This is a genomic window from Pseudomonas moorei (assembly GCF_008801475.1).
Taxonomy (GTDB): domain Bacteria; phylum Pseudomonadota; class Gammaproteobacteria; order Pseudomonadales; family Pseudomonadaceae; genus Aquipseudomonas; species Aquipseudomonas moorei.
In genome coordinates this window covers 297677-312482 of sequence record NZ_VZPP01000009.1, presented here as the reverse complement: position 1 = coordinate 312482, position 14806 = coordinate 297677, and the positions used below count along the sequence as shown (strand labels likewise).

Annotated in this window: 15 protein-coding genes; all 15 read right to left on the bottom strand. The window is 59.7% G+C overall.

Annotated features, from left to right (window positions below; translation table 11 throughout):
• Positions 1-177: 177 nt before the first annotated feature.
• Positions 178-1176 (bottom strand): ADP-ribosylglycohydrolase family protein, encoded by a 999-nt coding sequence (locus tag F7R06_RS19435; RefSeq protein WP_090317769.1) that lies wholly within the window; start codon positions 1174-1176, stop codon positions 178-180.
• Positions 1173-1886, bottom strand: a complete 714-nt coding sequence (locus tag F7R06_RS19430) for a GntR family transcriptional regulator (RefSeq protein WP_090317767.1) — start codon at positions 1884-1886, stop codon at positions 1173-1175. Before F7R06_RS19430 ends, F7R06_RS19435 begins: the two co-directional genes overlap by 4 nt.
• A 197-nt stretch (positions 1887-2083) precedes the next feature.
• Positions 2084-3052, bottom strand: a complete 969-nt coding sequence (gene araH / locus F7R06_RS19425) for an L-arabinose ABC transporter permease AraH (RefSeq protein WP_090318377.1) — start codon at positions 3050-3052, stop codon at positions 2084-2086.
• A gap of 12 nt (positions 3053-3064) precedes the next feature.
• Positions 3065-4621 (bottom strand): L-arabinose ABC transporter ATP-binding protein AraG, encoded by a 1557-nt coding sequence (gene araG / locus F7R06_RS19420; RefSeq protein WP_090317765.1) that lies wholly within the window; start codon positions 4619-4621, stop codon positions 3065-3067.
• A gap of 64 nt (positions 4622-4685) precedes the next feature.
• Positions 4686-5690: a substrate-binding domain-containing protein gene (locus F7R06_RS19415; protein ID WP_090317759.1), complete on the bottom strand. Its 1005-nt coding sequence runs from the start codon at positions 5688-5690 to the stop codon at positions 4686-4688.
• A 142-nt stretch (positions 5691-5832) separates the two neighbouring features.
• On the bottom strand, positions 5833-6651 hold the full coding sequence (locus F7R06_RS19410) for an SDR family oxidoreductase (RefSeq protein ID WP_090317755.1): 819 nt from the start codon (positions 6649-6651) through the stop codon (positions 5833-5835).
• Positions 6652-6923: 272 nt separating this feature from the next.
• Positions 6924-7799, bottom strand: a complete 876-nt coding sequence (locus F7R06_RS19405; protein WP_090317752.1) for an SMP-30/gluconolactonase/LRE family protein — start codon at positions 7797-7799, stop codon at positions 6924-6926.
• 107 nt (positions 7800-7906) lie between these two features.
• A complete protein-coding gene (locus F7R06_RS19400) occupies positions 7907-8623 on the bottom strand; it encodes a FadR/GntR family transcriptional regulator (protein ID WP_090317749.1) in 717 nt (238 codons plus the stop codon).
• Between the two features lie 169 nt (positions 8624-8792).
• Entirely contained in the window at positions 8793-9353 is a 561-nt protein-coding gene (locus F7R06_RS19395) for a DUF1285 domain-containing protein (RefSeq protein ID WP_090317746.1), read from the bottom strand.
• A gap of 16 nt (positions 9354-9369) precedes the next feature.
• Positions 9370-9978, bottom strand: coding sequence for a DUF4823 domain-containing protein (locus tag F7R06_RS19390; protein ID WP_090317743.1), 609 nt, complete (start codon positions 9976-9978; stop codon positions 9370-9372).
• Positions 9979-10151: 173 nt separating this feature from the next.
• On the bottom strand, positions 10152-11120 hold the full coding sequence (locus tag F7R06_RS19385) for a GTP 3',8-cyclase MoaA (RefSeq protein WP_090317740.1): 969 nt from the start codon (positions 11118-11120) through the stop codon (positions 10152-10154).
• A gap of 138 nt (positions 11121-11258) precedes the next feature.
• Positions 11259-11897 carry a TetR/AcrR family transcriptional regulator gene (locus F7R06_RS19380; RefSeq protein ID WP_053161895.1) on the bottom strand — a complete coding sequence of 213 codons (639 nt, stop codon included), beginning with the start codon at positions 11895-11897 and terminating at the stop codon, positions 11259-11261.
• 342 nt (positions 11898-12239) lie between these two features.
• Positions 12240-13025: a TatD family hydrolase gene (locus F7R06_RS19375; RefSeq protein ID WP_090317737.1), complete on the bottom strand. Its 786-nt coding sequence runs from the start codon at positions 13023-13025 to the stop codon at positions 12240-12242.
• 160 nt (positions 13026-13185) lie between these two features.
• Positions 13186-14172, bottom strand: a complete 987-nt coding sequence (locus tag F7R06_RS19365; RefSeq protein WP_090317735.1) for a DNA polymerase III subunit delta' — start codon at positions 14170-14172, stop codon at positions 13186-13188.
• Complete coding sequence (tmk, locus tag F7R06_RS19360) at positions 14165-14797, bottom strand: dTMP kinase (protein WP_090317732.1); 633 nt, start codon at positions 14795-14797, stop codon at positions 14165-14167. Before tmk ends, F7R06_RS19365 begins: the two co-directional genes overlap by 8 nt.
• Positions 14798-14806 lie beyond the last annotated feature (9 nt).

Here is a 14806-nt window from a genome sequence, read left to right as displayed (position 1 = left end):
GAAGTCGACACAACGTCTCGGCTTTCCTGGCCGTGCTCGTGCGATCCATTGCGGGTTATCAAATCCAATGTGCAGCGTGGCTATCGCGAGCAGGCTCGCTCCCACAGGGTCACTGCGAGCCTGAAGGAACACGCTGTACCTGTGGGAGCGGGCTTGCCCGCGATGGCTTCAGTCCAATCAACGCAACGCCAATAGCCCCTGCACCAGTGGCTCCAGCTCCAAATGATTGACGGCCTTGACCGTCTCGACCATCGCCACCGGCCAACTCTCAAGGCCCAGGCAAGCCCCGAGCATTGCGCCGAGAATCGCCGCGATGGTGTCGGTGTCGCCGCCCAGGCTGGCGGCCATGCACAGTGCGTCGAAGGCATTCATCTCGCCGATGGCCACTTGCTGCGCCAGGGCAAACGACACCACCACCGATTCCTGTGACGCCACCGAAGTGCCAATCACGTCGTACAGCAGATCGGCCAGCAACGCCTTGTCGCTGTCGACGCTGATGCTGCACGCCCAACTGATGCGCGAGGCAATGCGTCCGCCGGCAACCCAGTGACCATGGCTTTCGGCTTGTTGGGCGATTCGCTGGCCAAGGCTCAACGCCTCCCCCAGCGCCATGCCGTTGATCCCGGCCGAGACCACCGCCGCCACCGCCGCCGCGCTCGAAATACCCAGCGTGGTGTTATGGGTGACTTGGCAGGCCTGCACCACGGCGTCGATAAAACCCTCGGGATCGCCGACGTCCGCCGCAATACCGACCGGGGTGATGCGCATCGCCGCACCGTTGGTAGTGCCGTAACGCCCCGCCTCTTCCGGCGAATGGCCGGTCAGGATCATTTCGATCGCACGCTTGGTCGATGGCCCGAGCAAATCCTGCGAGCCCTTGGCCTGCATCCCGGCTTCCCATTCGATCAAGCGCCGGGCGAGCAGCGCCGGTTCGATCTTGCCCTTGCCGTCGATCAACAACTGGCCGACCAGGATCGCCTGTTCGGTATCGTCGGTGATCGAGCCCTTGGGCATGTTGGCGGCAATCGGTTGCAAGGGGCCGGCGTCTTGCAAGTCGGTGATTTCGCCGAAGCGCGCCTTGATCTCGGCGCGGCTCAGGGATTGGGTCGGCATGCCCAGGGCATCGCCCAGGGCCAGGCCATAGAACGCACCCAAGGCATGATTGAGTGCGGTCATTTACTGTTTCCAAATTGCAGGTGCAGGCGGAAGTGGATGGGGTCCAGCAGGCTTTCCACCTGTTCCATGAAACGGTTTTGCCGGTCGTACGTCGTACGCAAGGCTTTGAGGAATACCGTGCCGACCGGTCGTCCCAGCAGTTCGGCATCTTCGGCGTTCAGTGGTTCGGCACCGATCCATTGATCGCCGCGTTCGCCGATATAGCCGTAGGCAGCCAGAGTGATGGTCAGGGAATTGTCGATCAAACCGACGCGCGGCAAGCTTTCCAGGCCTCCGGTGGCGGGCATCAAGGAGCGTTCGAGGGAGACCAGGGTGCCGTCGTTGGAGCGGCGGCGCCGGTCGAGGGTAATGAACTGGTCGGTGCCGAAACGCGACAGCAAGTCAGGACGGGTCACCGCCTCCAGCCGCAGCACTTCGGTATTGATCAGCGCGCCACTATCGGCAAGAGCCTGGGCCCAGCCACTGCGCTGGTCGAGCACTACACCATCGAAAGTGACGATGGAGCCCACCCCGCTTTGCGTCGCGATGTAGTTGCGCCGTTTCAACTCGGCCAGGGCTTCACGCAAAGTACCTCGGCTGACTTTGAATTCTTGAGCCAACTGATGCTCACCCGGCAGATGAAAGCCGTCCTCCATGAGGCCGCTTTCGATGCGCCGTATAAGCTCGTCGACCACCCGTTGTTTCTTGTCAAATCGTACCTGTCTAATCATGTACAAATTGATACCCGAAACGGGTTGGGGCGGGCAAGGAATATTTAAGGGAGGTGACAGAAGGATGCGATTGTTCGTGAGAGCGGGAGTGATTCAGTTATGCCGCCATCGCGGGCAAGCCACGCTCCCACAGGTTTCGCAAAAACCTGCGGGAGCGTGGCTTGCCCGCGATGGCGCCCGTAAGAGCAGCGAAAATCTCAGCGCTGTTTCAGACGATCAATCACCACCGCCAACAGCAAAATCGACCCACGAATCACGTACTGGTAAAACGTATCGATGTTCTTCAGGTTCATCGCGTTTTCGATGATCGCCAGAATCAGCACCCCGGCAATCACGTGCCGGATCATGCCGATCCCGCCGCTCAGCGATACCCCGCCCAGCACGCATGCCGAGATCACCGTCAGCTCGAAGCCCTGGCCGATCATCGGCTGACCCGAGGTCATGCGCGAAGCCAGGATCACCCCGGCCAGCGCGCCGATCACGCCGTGCACGGCGAAGATGATGATCTTGGTCCGGTCAACGTTAACCCCGGCCAACAGCGCCGCTTCCTGGTTGCCGCCGATGGCCATGGTATTGCGGCCATAGGTGGTGTAGTTGAGCAGCCAGCCGAAGAACAGAAAGCAGACGATGGTGATCAGAATTGGCACCGGTACGCCGAACAACTGGCCGTTGCCGAAGACAAAAAACTGTTCCTGGGACACCCCCACCGCTTTGCCATTGGCGAAGATGTAAGCCAGGCCGCGCACGATCTGCATGGTGGCCAGCGTCGTGATCAACGCGTTGACCCGCAGCTTGGCGATCACGATCCCGTTGATCAGCCCGACAATCAGCCCCATGACCAGCGCCGCACAGACACCGAGAAACACGCTGTTGGTGTCGCGCATCACCACGGCCGCGACGACCCCGGCACAGGCGATCACCGAGCCCACCGACAAGTCGAAATGCCCGGACGCCAGGCAGTACAACATGGTGCAGGCGGCAATCCCGGTGGTGGAAATCGCCAGGCCCAGGCCACGCATGTTCAGCGGCGAAAGGAAATTGTCGATCAGCAAGGTGCAGAGCACGAAGATCCCCACAGCCGCCAGCAGCATGACCCAGTCATCGAGAAAGCGCCGCAGGTCCAGAGGTTTGCGCGGAGTCGGCAGGGCATTGTTTTGGATTGTCATCATAATCACCTCTCAGTTCGCCACGCCGTCAGCGCGTTGGCGCGGCAAAGCCAGTTGCAGCAGGTTGGTTTCGTTGGCCTGTTCGCGGCTCAGTTCGCCACGCATGGCGCCTTCGCACAGCACCAGGATGCGGTCGGAAATGCCCATCACTTCCATCAGGTCGCTGGACACCACGATCACCGAAATACCGTCGGCGGCCAGGTTATGGATGATCTGGTAGATCTCGGCCTTGGCGCCGATGTCGATACCGCGCGTGGGCTCGTCGAGCAGCAGCACTTTCATTGGCATCGATAGCCAACGACCGAGGATGGCTTTCTGCTGGTTGCCGCCGGATAGAAACTTGATCTGCTGTCCGGCATGCGGCGTCTTCACTTTCAGCGCCTTGATCTGCTTGTCGGCATTGCCCTTCTCCCACAGGCCACGCAACAGACAACCGAAGGTGGAATGGGCACCGCGAGCGCTGATGTTGATGTTTTCGGCGACGCTGGAGAGCGGCATGATGCCCTCCTTCTTGCGATCCTCCGGGCACAACAGAATCCCGGCGGCAATGGCGTCACGGGGTGAACGCAATTTCAGCTCGTGGCCGCGCAATTCAAGGCGTCCGGCGGTGTTGCGCTGCAAACCGCTGAGCATGCGAAACAGCTCGGTACGACCGGCCCCCACCAAACCGAACAGCCCGAGAATCTCGCCTTTATGGGCTTCGAAACTCACCGGCTCGCGCAAGCCTGGCCCGAGCAGCCCGTCGACTTTAAGCGCCACCGCACCGCGCTGACGAGGGCGGTAATCGTAGATGTCCTGGATGTCGCGGCCGACCATGCAGGTGACCAATTGATCGTGGGTCAACTGGCTCATGTCCTCGAAGGTGCGCACGTAGCGACCGTCCTTGAACACCGTCACCGCGTTGCAGATGCGGAACACTTCTTCCATTCGATGGGAGACGTAGAGCACCACTTTGCCCTCATCGCGCAGGCGAGCGATGATCGCCATCAAACGATCGATCTCCCGCGCCGAAAGGCTGCTGGTGGGCTCGTCAAACGCAATCACATGCGCACCACGGGACAGGGCCTTGGCGATTTCCACCAGTTGCCGCTGGCCGAGGGACAAGCGCCCGACTTTCTCCTGCGGGTCGATTTCATCAGCCAGGCCCTTGAGACAGGCCAATGCCTGGTGGCGAAGGGTGCGACCGTTGATCAGGCCGAAGCTCGCCGGCAGATGCCCGAGAAACAGGTTTTCCGCCACGGTCATTTCCGGCACCAGGTGCAGCTCCTGGTGGATCACCGCGACGCCGTTGCCGATGCTGTCGGCGGTGGACCTGAAGACCATCGTCTGCTCGCCGATCTGCAGGTCGCCACTGCTCGGTATATACGCGCCACCGAGGATTTTCAGCAGGGTCGATTTACCGGCACCGTTTTCCCCCATCAAGGCATGAACCTGCCCCGGATGGGCAACGAAGCTGATGCCATCGAGCGCCTTCACCCCGGGAAAGGTTTTACCGATCCCGTTGAAGCGCAAGCTGCCACTGCCCCTGAAAGCACCGCCAGTGCGTTGTTGTACTTGTGTTTGCGCCATAACCACCTCGTCACACGGATCAGGCAACCCCATCATCAGGGCTGCCGATGAAATCAACCGGCCCTCAGTTCCACAGGCCGATCTTTTCCAGCTCCTGCTTGAAGTTGTCGCGGGTGATCAGCGTCACATCGTCCATGGCGGTGTACTTCGCCGGTTCCGTGCCGGTGGTGACCCACTCGTACATCATCGCGGCAGTGTTGTAGCCCTCGATGTGCGGGCTTGGCAGCATCGAGCCATAGAAACCACTGTCGGGTTTCTTCAACTCACCGATCGCATCGGTACCGTTGATGCCGATGCCGATCACATTCTTCGCGGCGAAGCCGGCGCTTTCGGTGGCGCGCACCCCGCCCAGCACGGTGTTGTCGTTCATGCCGCCGATGATCAGGTTTTTCGCCGCGCCCGGCAGTTTCACCAGCGCCGAGTTGGTGGCGTCCATGCTGCCCGGTACGTCGAGGGTTTTCAGGGCCGCGAACAGAATGTGGTCCTTCGGCATGCCGGCATCTTCCAGCGCCTTGACCGAACCGTCGGTGCGCTTTTTGCCGGTGTCGAGTTCGTTGTAGGTGTTGATCACGGCGTAGGTGTCTTTCCACTCCCAACCGCGTTTTTTCGCTTCGGTGGCCATGGCATGGCCCTGTTTCTGGCCGACTTCGAACGCCGCCATGCCGAGGTAGGGAACGTCTTCCATGAACTTGCCGCCGGCGTCGACGAAACGGTCATCCACAGCGATCACTTTCAAACCATTGAGCTTGGCTTTGGCCATGATCGCCGGGCCGAGGGACACATCCGGCGGGCAAATCACAAAGCCCTTGGCGCCGTTGGCCGCGAGGCTGTCGATGGCCGACAGGGTTTTCTCGCCGTCCGGCACGGCGATCTTGATCAAGGTAAAGCCCTTCTCCTTGCCGGCCTTTTCAGCGAAGGCCCATTCGGTCTGGAACCAGGGCTCTTCGGCTTGTTTGACCAGGAAACCGATTTTCACTTCCTCGGCCGCCAGCAGCGTGCTGCTCAGGCTGACCGCGGTGACCGCCAAAGCGGCACAGCACAGGGAACGGATTGCACGACGACGATTCATAAGCTGACTCCTTGTTATTTTTTTTTGAGCGTTCTTTGAAAGCGTTCTTGTAAACCAATGGGCGTTGAACCCGTGCTGCCAATAGTCATATCGTATGATGATTGAATTTCAGGCGTAGTCATGCGTCTGAAATCCCGTAGGCTCAGTCGTGGTACATCACCGAGCGCCCACCATCGATGGTGATGCACGACGCGTTGATGAACGGCGCTTCATCGCTCGCCAGGAAAACCGCCGTCATGGCCACTTCGATCGGCTGGCCGATCCGTTTTGGCGGGTGCAGGTCAAAGGCGCGCTGACGCTCGGCGTGAGGATCGGCAAAGCCGTTCCAGTAGTCGACGTTCAATTGGGTTTCGATGTAACCGGGTGCAATGGCGTTGACGCGAATGCCCTTGGGCGCATATTCGATGCCCAGGGCGCGGGTCAGGCCGAGCAAACCGTGCTTGGCCACCGGGTACGGAAAACAGCCTGGAATGATGTGGGTGGAATGGGTCGAGGCAATGTTGATGATGCTGCCGATGCCCTGCTCGATCATCTGCGGCAACACCGCCTTGCAGCCATACCAGGCGCCGTCGAGGTCGATGGCGAAGCAGCGATGCCAGTCTTCTTCGGTCATTTCCAGAGGGTCGCGGAACACGTTGACCCCGGCGCAGTTGACCAACACGTCGATTCGGCCATGACGTTCGACCGCCAATTTGGCCATGGCGTGCAGATCCTGTTGGCGCGATACGTCGGCCTTGATCGCCACCACATCGGCGCCTTGTTCCCGCCAGTGCGCCGCGACTTTTTCGACTTTCTCGGCCTGGATATCGCTGATGATCAGCCTGGCTTGCTGGGACGCGAAGGTCGCGACGATGGCCTCGCCAATGCCTTGGGCGGCACCGGTGAGCAGCACGACTTTGTTTTTCAGGCGCTCACCCTTCGGCGGCTCGGGTACCGGTGGCAAGGAAAGAGGTTCAGCCATGGATCAAGACTCCTGTTCGAAAGCACGACAAAAACCGGGCATCCGTGGATGTCCGGTCAAAAGACGTTGAGGAAAAACAGGCGAGCGCAAAAACGCTTCAGCATGGATCGGATCTGAAGCACTGACTCCGCAAGGGAGTGCGGTGGAAAATCGCTGCATCACTTCACCTGTTTTGTTTTTTTAAGTGTGAGTGCATGTCACTGGTGAGGCCGACTATAAACCCGGCCCGCAACAAATCTCAATATATATATTTGCATCCCATATTTTGGGATTTAACCAGCGAATCGAGTGCAGCTCTTTCCGGGCACGTCGACACGCATCGACAACACCGCCCCGTCCAGCGAATGCCCGAGCGGGCTGGCTGCACTGGTGATGTACAGGGTTTTCAGGTCGGCATCGCCGAACACGCAACTGGTGGGACGACTGACCGGCAGGTCGATGACCCGATCGACTGTGCCGTCCGGGGCAAGCCTGAGCAGGCAACTGCCATCCCATCGGGCGTTCCAGATAAAACCTTCGGCATCCATCGCCGATCCGTCCGGACCGCCTCGCCCATGTCCTTCGAACCAGATCTGCGCCGGTTCGAGGTTGCCATCGGTGCGAATGACATGCTGATACAGCGTGCCGTCGAGGCTATCGCCGAAATACAGGGTGGTAATGTCCTCGCTCCACAACAACGTATTGGGAATGCCCAGGCCGCGAAGCAGTGGCGTTACCCGGGCATCGCGATCAATGCGAAAAAGCCCGCCGGTACGCCGCGTGACGGGCAGGTCTTCACCTTGCTCGCCGATGTTGTTTTGCATGGTGCCGAGCCAGAGCCGCCCCAGGGCATCACAGCGCGCTTCGTTGGCACGATTTCCCGGTTGCGGATCGGCGACACAGAGCAATGTCAGGCGCGGCTCCAGGCCTGGTGAATCCAGATCGAGTCGATAGACGCCACTGCTCAGGGTCACCAACGCATCGCCGCTTTCGCAGGGGATGAAAGCCGACACATGTTCCGGCATCTGCCAGATCTGCACGTTGGCGCCTATCAGACGCAGCGCTTGCTTGCCAGCGATGTCCACCCAGTACAGTGCCTGGGTCGGCGCATCCCAGAACGGGCCTTCGCCGAGTTGCGCCCGGTGTTCGGTAACCGCAGTCCACGTCATGCAACCTCCTGCTGTTGTTCTTGTTTTTAGGTAGGAGCCGGCTTGCCAGCGATCGCGACTTTAAGAGCACCATCGCCGGCAAGCCGGCTCCTACAGGTGCTTCGTTCTCAACTGGCTTTTCTGTCGGCCATGACCTGCGGGTAATAGCGCTTGATCGCCAGGTCAGCGTTGTCGATCAGGGTCATGCAGGCCCAGACACCCCGCGCGGCATCCCGAGCCGCGATGGCGTCGGCCATGTCTTTATGAATCGGCAAGGTGCGACGCAATTCGTCGGGGTCGGCGGCGGACACCTCGAAACACACTGCCAACAACGCGCCGAGGGCCGGGACCATTTGTTCGATGAATTGATTGTGACTGGCGGCGAGGATGGATTCGTGGAAAAGCTGGTCGGCGCGGTTGTAATCGACGCCGCTGTCCACGGCGCGTTCGAGCGCATTGCAGGCCAATAAAATCGCTTCTATCTGCTCGACACTCGCCCGCTCACAGGCCCAACGCACGGCCATCGGTTCGATGGTGCGGCGCAGATCGAGCAAGTCATCAACGAAGTTTTCCGGCAAACCGCTGCGCGACAGCCAGCCGACGACTTGTGGGTCGAACAGGTTCCAGCGCCGCACCGGCAACACCCGCGTGCCGACCTTGGGCCCGACTTCGAGCATGCCTTTGGCGACCAGGGTCTTGATGGCTTCACGGATGACGGTGCGACTGACGCCGAGCTGCTCACCCAGATCCGCCTCGACCTTGAGAGACTCCCCCGGCTTGACCTGCCCGGTGGCGATCCAGCAGCCCAGCCAATCGACCGTTGATGCATGGAAACTGCTGGACATGGACACCTCAAAGCTGATTGCGATGGAAGATCACGCTAATCATCATACGATTGGGTGTCAATTTGATTTTTTGGTTACAGGCAGGAATTCAACGCAGGTGCGAGCTTGCTCGCGAAAAGCTCGAGGCCTGCCGCCTTCGCGAGCAAGCCTGCTCCTACAAAGTGATGAGTTATGGCTCCAGACCTATCGGGAAGAACTCACCGCCACTCCATACACCCAACCAACGCTGCCCGTCGATTTCGCGACTCACCGCCAGCTCCACCAATTGATAGAACACATTGCGATGGATCAGGGCTTCGAGATTGGTGCGCACATGGACGTAAGGCGCCGGCTCCTGGGTGAGCGGGTCGATCAACACGCGGATCGGATGCTCTGCGCCGGCATCAGCGGTTTCGTCAACGTTGGTGGTGAAGCGCAAGACCTGCGCCTCGCCCTCGCCTTCCACATCCACGGCAATGGCCACGAAGGGCGCATCATCGACCTTGATGCCGACCTTCTCGACCGGAGTAATGAGGAAATAGTCATCGCCATCGCGGCGAAGGATGGTCGAGAAAAGTTTGACCATCGGCTTGCGCCCTATCGGCGTGCCCAGGTAGTACCAGGTGCCGTCGCGGGCGATGCGCATATCGATGTCGCCGCAGAAGTCGGGGTTCCACAGATGGACCGGCGGCAAGCCTTTGGTTTTGGGGATTTGCCCCAGCAGGTCGTTGGCTTTTTGCGGGCCACTCATGGCGATCTCCTTTCGATTACTGGTCGCTGAGCCCCAGCAGGCTACGAGCATATTGCTCCAGCGGCGGGCCCATCAGGTCTTCTGGCTTTTTGTCGTGGAACGTCAGTAAACCGCCACGACTCTTGATACGTGCAGTATCAATCAAATACTGGGTGCTGGTCTCGATCAACATGATCTGAATGACACCGCTGTCGATGCCCAGGCGATCGACTGCTTCTTGATCCAGCCATTCGTCCGAGTTGCCAATGCGGTCATCCGACTTGGCGAAACGGGTGTAGAGCAGGTAATGGGCGCCGACGGCACGGGCTTCGCTCATCGCCTGGTCAAGCCCTTCCGGCGCACGAGCGCGGCGGACCATCGGGAAATATTCGACAAAGCCATCGAAGGCGACTTCAGCGATCACGTTGGGTCGCGGGTAAACGGCACTGCCCGGCGGGGCGAACGCGCCTTGGGCAATGTAGACGAAAGAGTCCGGTTGAATGCGCAGGTTATTTACACGGCGGCTGTCGCTATGGTCCAGTAAACCGGCGTCGCTCATATGGTAGCGAGTCCCTTCGGCCATATCGCTGACATTCATGCAGCCGCCAAGCGCCAAAACGGCCAGCAGCAAAACCAGGCTACGCATCCTATCCTCCAGAGGCCGGTGTCGGAAAACCGGCGAATGGCCGTGGGATGCAGCTTTTGCGCCACCTCACGGACATCGTCACCTGATCCAACGCAATCGCGGGCAAGCCACGCTAACCACAAGGTTTTACGCAGATCCTTGTGGGAGCGTGGCTTGCCCGCGATGAGGCCGGTTCAGCCGCCAATAATCTTCATGACCGTGGCACCACCGGAAAACGCTACTTCCTGCTTGTCGCCCAAGGCTTTCACCAAGAGCCGCTGGAGCGCCGGCAGCGCTTGATGACGCGGTTTGTCCAACAGATCGCCGACGAAGTGACGATTACTCGATGACAAACAGCCATGCAACCAGCCGGTGGAGGACAGACGCAGCCTGGAACAGGTGCGGCAGAACGGAACGCTTTCGTTGGCGATTACACCGAAGTGGCCCATGCCCGGGATTTCGTAGCGCACCGCAGTCGCGTCGACCGGGGCATCGGCCTGGAGATACTCGTAGCGTTCGCCGATCAGGTCCAACAACTGTTGAAGACTGACAAATTGCTGCAGGAAAGCGTTGGAGTCGCTGGCCAGGTGACCCATTCGCATCAATTCGATGAAGCGCAATTCATAGCCGCGCTCCAGGCAGTACTCCAGCAGAGGCATTACCTGATCGAGGTTCTGGCCACGCAACGGCACCATGTTGACCTTGATCTTCATGCCAGCGGCGCTGGCTTGGTCCATGCCGTCGAGCACGGTCGCCAGATCGCCGCCACGGGCAATGCCGCGAAAGGCGCTGGCGTCCAGGGTATCGAGGGAAACGTTGATGCGGCGAATGCCGGCATTGACCAGCAACGGCAGCTTTTTCGCCAGCAGTTGACCATTGGTGGTCAGGCTGATGTCTTCCAGGCCCATCTGGCCGACGGCGGTCATGAAGGCTTCGAGTTTCGGGCTGACCAGCGGCTCGCCGCCGGTGATGCGCAAGCGCTCGATGCCTGCCGCTTCAATCAGATAGGCCACGCCGCGCGCCATGGCCTCGGCCGACAATTCATCCTGCGCAGCCACCAGCCGCTTGCCGTTAGGCACGCAGTAGGTACAAGCGTAATTGCAGGCTGAGGTCAGACTGATTCGCAAATTACGAAAACGCCTGCCTTGACGGTCAACGATCATGGATCACTCCGGCGAAAGAAAATCGAACCGCTAAAACTTGACTCAAAAATCAAGTTTTAGCAAGCCCTATGCCTGAGTATATTCCTGCGGTACTGCGCCATGTAGCGAATTCATGGCGTCATAAGGCAACTGAATGGCTCAGCTGCTCGGGGTGTCGGAGTCGCGCTTGCGTTTGTTGCCCATGCGAACGCCGATGTCCATCAGGAACTGGAAGAAGCCTTCCTGATCTTCCAGCACATTGCTCCAGAACGGCGAGTGATACAGCGCCACGGCACCGTGCACCAGCGCCCAGGACGCGCAGTAATGGAAGTAAGGTGGCACATCTTCCAGCTTGCCTTCGCTGATCCGGCCCTTGATCAACAAGGTCAGGCGTTCGAAGTTCGAGGCGCGGATCTTGTGCAGTTCCTCGATCATCTCCGGCACCTGGTTGCCCTTGACCACCTTTTCTTCCAGGCGATCGAACAGCCGATAACGCTGCGGGTCACGCATGCGGAATTCGAAATAGGCGCGCGACAGGGCTTCCTTGTCCTTGTCGACGTCGGCCGAATGCAGCAGTTCGTTCAGATCGCGCTCATAGTCGAGCATCAGGCGCAGATAGATCTCGGCCTTGGATTTGAAATGCTTATAGATCGTGCCTTTGCCGATACCGACGGCATCAGCAATCATCTCGACGGTGACACTGTCTTCACCTTGTTCGAGGAACAGCTTGAGCGCGGTATCGAGAATTTCTTGCTCGCGGCGACGAAACTCACGGACCTTACGAGGTTCTTTATGCATAAGAAAAGGTCTGTAGGGGTCAAAATTCGAAGCCGCGTATTATGCCTAAATTACGCAAAAATGCACGGATCATCCGACCATGTCTGTGTTTCTTGATGAATTCGGACAGGGTCCGCGGCTGATGAGAACGCTTCCGAAGCGGGCGTATTCCAAAATTGTTTAAAAACTGTGTTCGGTAAACTGGACTCGGCGCAATAGTGATCAATACTTGAACTGTCGGCGGGGCATCTCCCCCAAGTGTCACGCCGATATTGGTACCAACGGACCGCGTGCCATTGTTTTACTCCTAATGGTCTTAACCCGGATTCACCCCCCAGAACCCGGGTTTTTTTTGCCTGCGATTTAACCTTTCACATGCGCCAGCGGGAACAGTCGCTTGAAGTTCTCGGTGGTTTGCCCGGCAAATCGTTCGTAAGGTTCACCACGCAACATGGCCAGGAACTCTGCCACTTCTAGTACATACTGCGGCAAGTTGGGTTTGCCACGATGAGGAATCGGCGCCAGGTATGGCGAGTCGGTTTCCACCAGCAATCGATCGGCCGGGACTTTGCTGGCCACGTCTCGTAACGCGTCGGCATTGCGGAAAGTGACAATACCGGACAGGGAGATGTAATAGCCCATGTCCAGGGCAGCCTTGGCCATGTCCCAGTCTTCGGTAAAGCAATGCAGCACGCCCGCCTGGGGCAGGTCCGCCTCACGCAGCATCTGCAGGGTATCTGCGCGAGCGCCACGGGTGTGGATGATCACCGGCTTGCCAGTTTGCTGCGCCGCTTGCAGGTGCAGGCGGAAAGACGCCTGCTGCAACGCTGCCGCTTCGGGCTCGTAGTGATAGTCCAGGCCGGTTTCACCAATCGCCACCACGCGCGGGTGATTGAGTTCCTGCAACAGCCAGTCCAGCGCAGGGGCGGCGCCCGGCTGCACGTCCAGCGGATGCACGCCAACCGAGCAATCGACGTCGTCATAACGCTCGGCCAGGGCTTTGACATCGGCGGCATTGTCGGCACTGACACCGATACACAGAAAGTGCCCCACCCCGCGTTGACGGGCAGCATCGAGAGCAGCGTCCAGAGATCCGTCGTGGGCGGTGAGGTCAAGGCGATCGAGGTGGCAATGGGAATCTACGAGCATAAAAGGGCTGCAACTTACATCGTATGAGTGGGATGGTCGGACTCAAGCACTCCGGCCAGATGGTTTTCGAATCGAACGCGGGCTGTGTTGTCACTTCGTTGAACTGTACGCCAACCCCGGTGGCCCGGAAACGTTTCACTGCTGACAGGTCGCGCCCGGATTACCTCTGGGCAGGCAGCGACGCCCATTGCACCAGCAGGGCCTCCAGCAGCAGCACCCGGTTAAGGTTGGCTTTGCCGAGTACTTTCTGGCGTTGGGCAAGAATCCAGTCCTGGATATTCAGGACTTTGTCCTGCGCGGCCTTCTGCGCCAGGTATTGAATCACCTTGCGCATGTCCATCAGCCCCAACCCCTCTTCATCCTGGGTCAACTGATAGCGCAGGATCAGGCTCGACCAGTCGCAGAACCAGTCGAACAACAGCAGCAACGGGATTGCATTCCAACCTTCGGCCAGTTGGGTCGGCGATTGCTGTTGCTTGAGCAGCTTCTTCACGCCATCGACCACTTGCGCACGCTGTTCGCGCACACCCTGAGCCTGCAGGTTGACCGCGGCCAACGGCGAACCGGCCGCCAGGGTCAGCAGTTCAATACGTTCTTCTTCCGAGCAATCGGGCAACGCTTTCGCCAGCCAGGCCAGACTCATGGTTTCGCTCGGCAACGGGCAAGCCTGCTGCACGCAGCGACTCTTGATGGTCGGCAGCAAACGGCTCGGCTGGTGGCTGACCAGCAGCAATACCGTGTCGCCGGACGGCTCTTCAAGGCTTTTGAGCAAGGCGTTGGCGGCGTTGATGTTCATCGACTCGACGGGTTCGATCAGCACCACTTTGCGCCCGCCCAACTGCGCGGTCTGGACCACGAAGCTGACCAGGTCACGCACCTGATCGACCTTGATGGCCTTATCGGCTTCTTCCGGCTCGAGAATGTAGTTGTCCGGGTGACTGCCGGCCTTGAGCAACAGGCAGGATTTGCATTCACCGCAAGCGCCCTGGGCGGTAGGACGCTGACACAACAGACTGGCCATCAGGCGCTCGGCCAGCGCTCGCTTGCCGATCCCGACAGGGCCATGCAGCAGATAGGCGTGGGCGTGGTGCGTACGACCGGCCAACTGTTGCCAGAGGCTGTCCTGCCACGGATAGGCTTCAGCCACGGGTCAGCTCCAGCAGACGCGGCAGCAAGGTATCGAGGGACTGCTGAACCTGCGCCAGCGGTTGCGCGGCGTCGACCAGCACATAGCGTCCCGGCTCCGCTGCGGCGCGCTTGAGGAAAGCGCTGCGCACGGCATCGAAAAAGGTTCGGCCCTCGAGTTCGAAACGGTCGAGGCGACCCCGTGCACTGGCACGGGCCAGACCTACTTCAACCGGCAAATCGAAAATCAGCGTCAGATCGGGACGCAGATCACCTTGCACGAAAGTTTCCAGCGTCGCGATACGCTCCAGGGACAAGCCGCGGCCGCCACCCTGATAGGCGTAGGTCGAATCGGTAAAACGATCACACAGCACCACGGCTCCCCGCGCCAGCGCCGGGCGGATCACCTGGGCCAGATGCTGGGCGCGCGCTGCGAAGACCAGCAGCAATTCGGTATCCGGATTCATCTCTTCATCAACCGGAGCCAGCAACACCTCGCGAATTCGTTCGGCCAGTGGCGTACCGCCCGGTTCGCGGGTCAACACGACCTCGATACCCGCGGCGCGCAGGCGCTCGGCAAGGTATTCGCGATTGGTGCTCTTGCCGGCGCCTTCCGGGCCTTCCAGCGTAATAAACAAGCCAGTCACAGGCAGTCC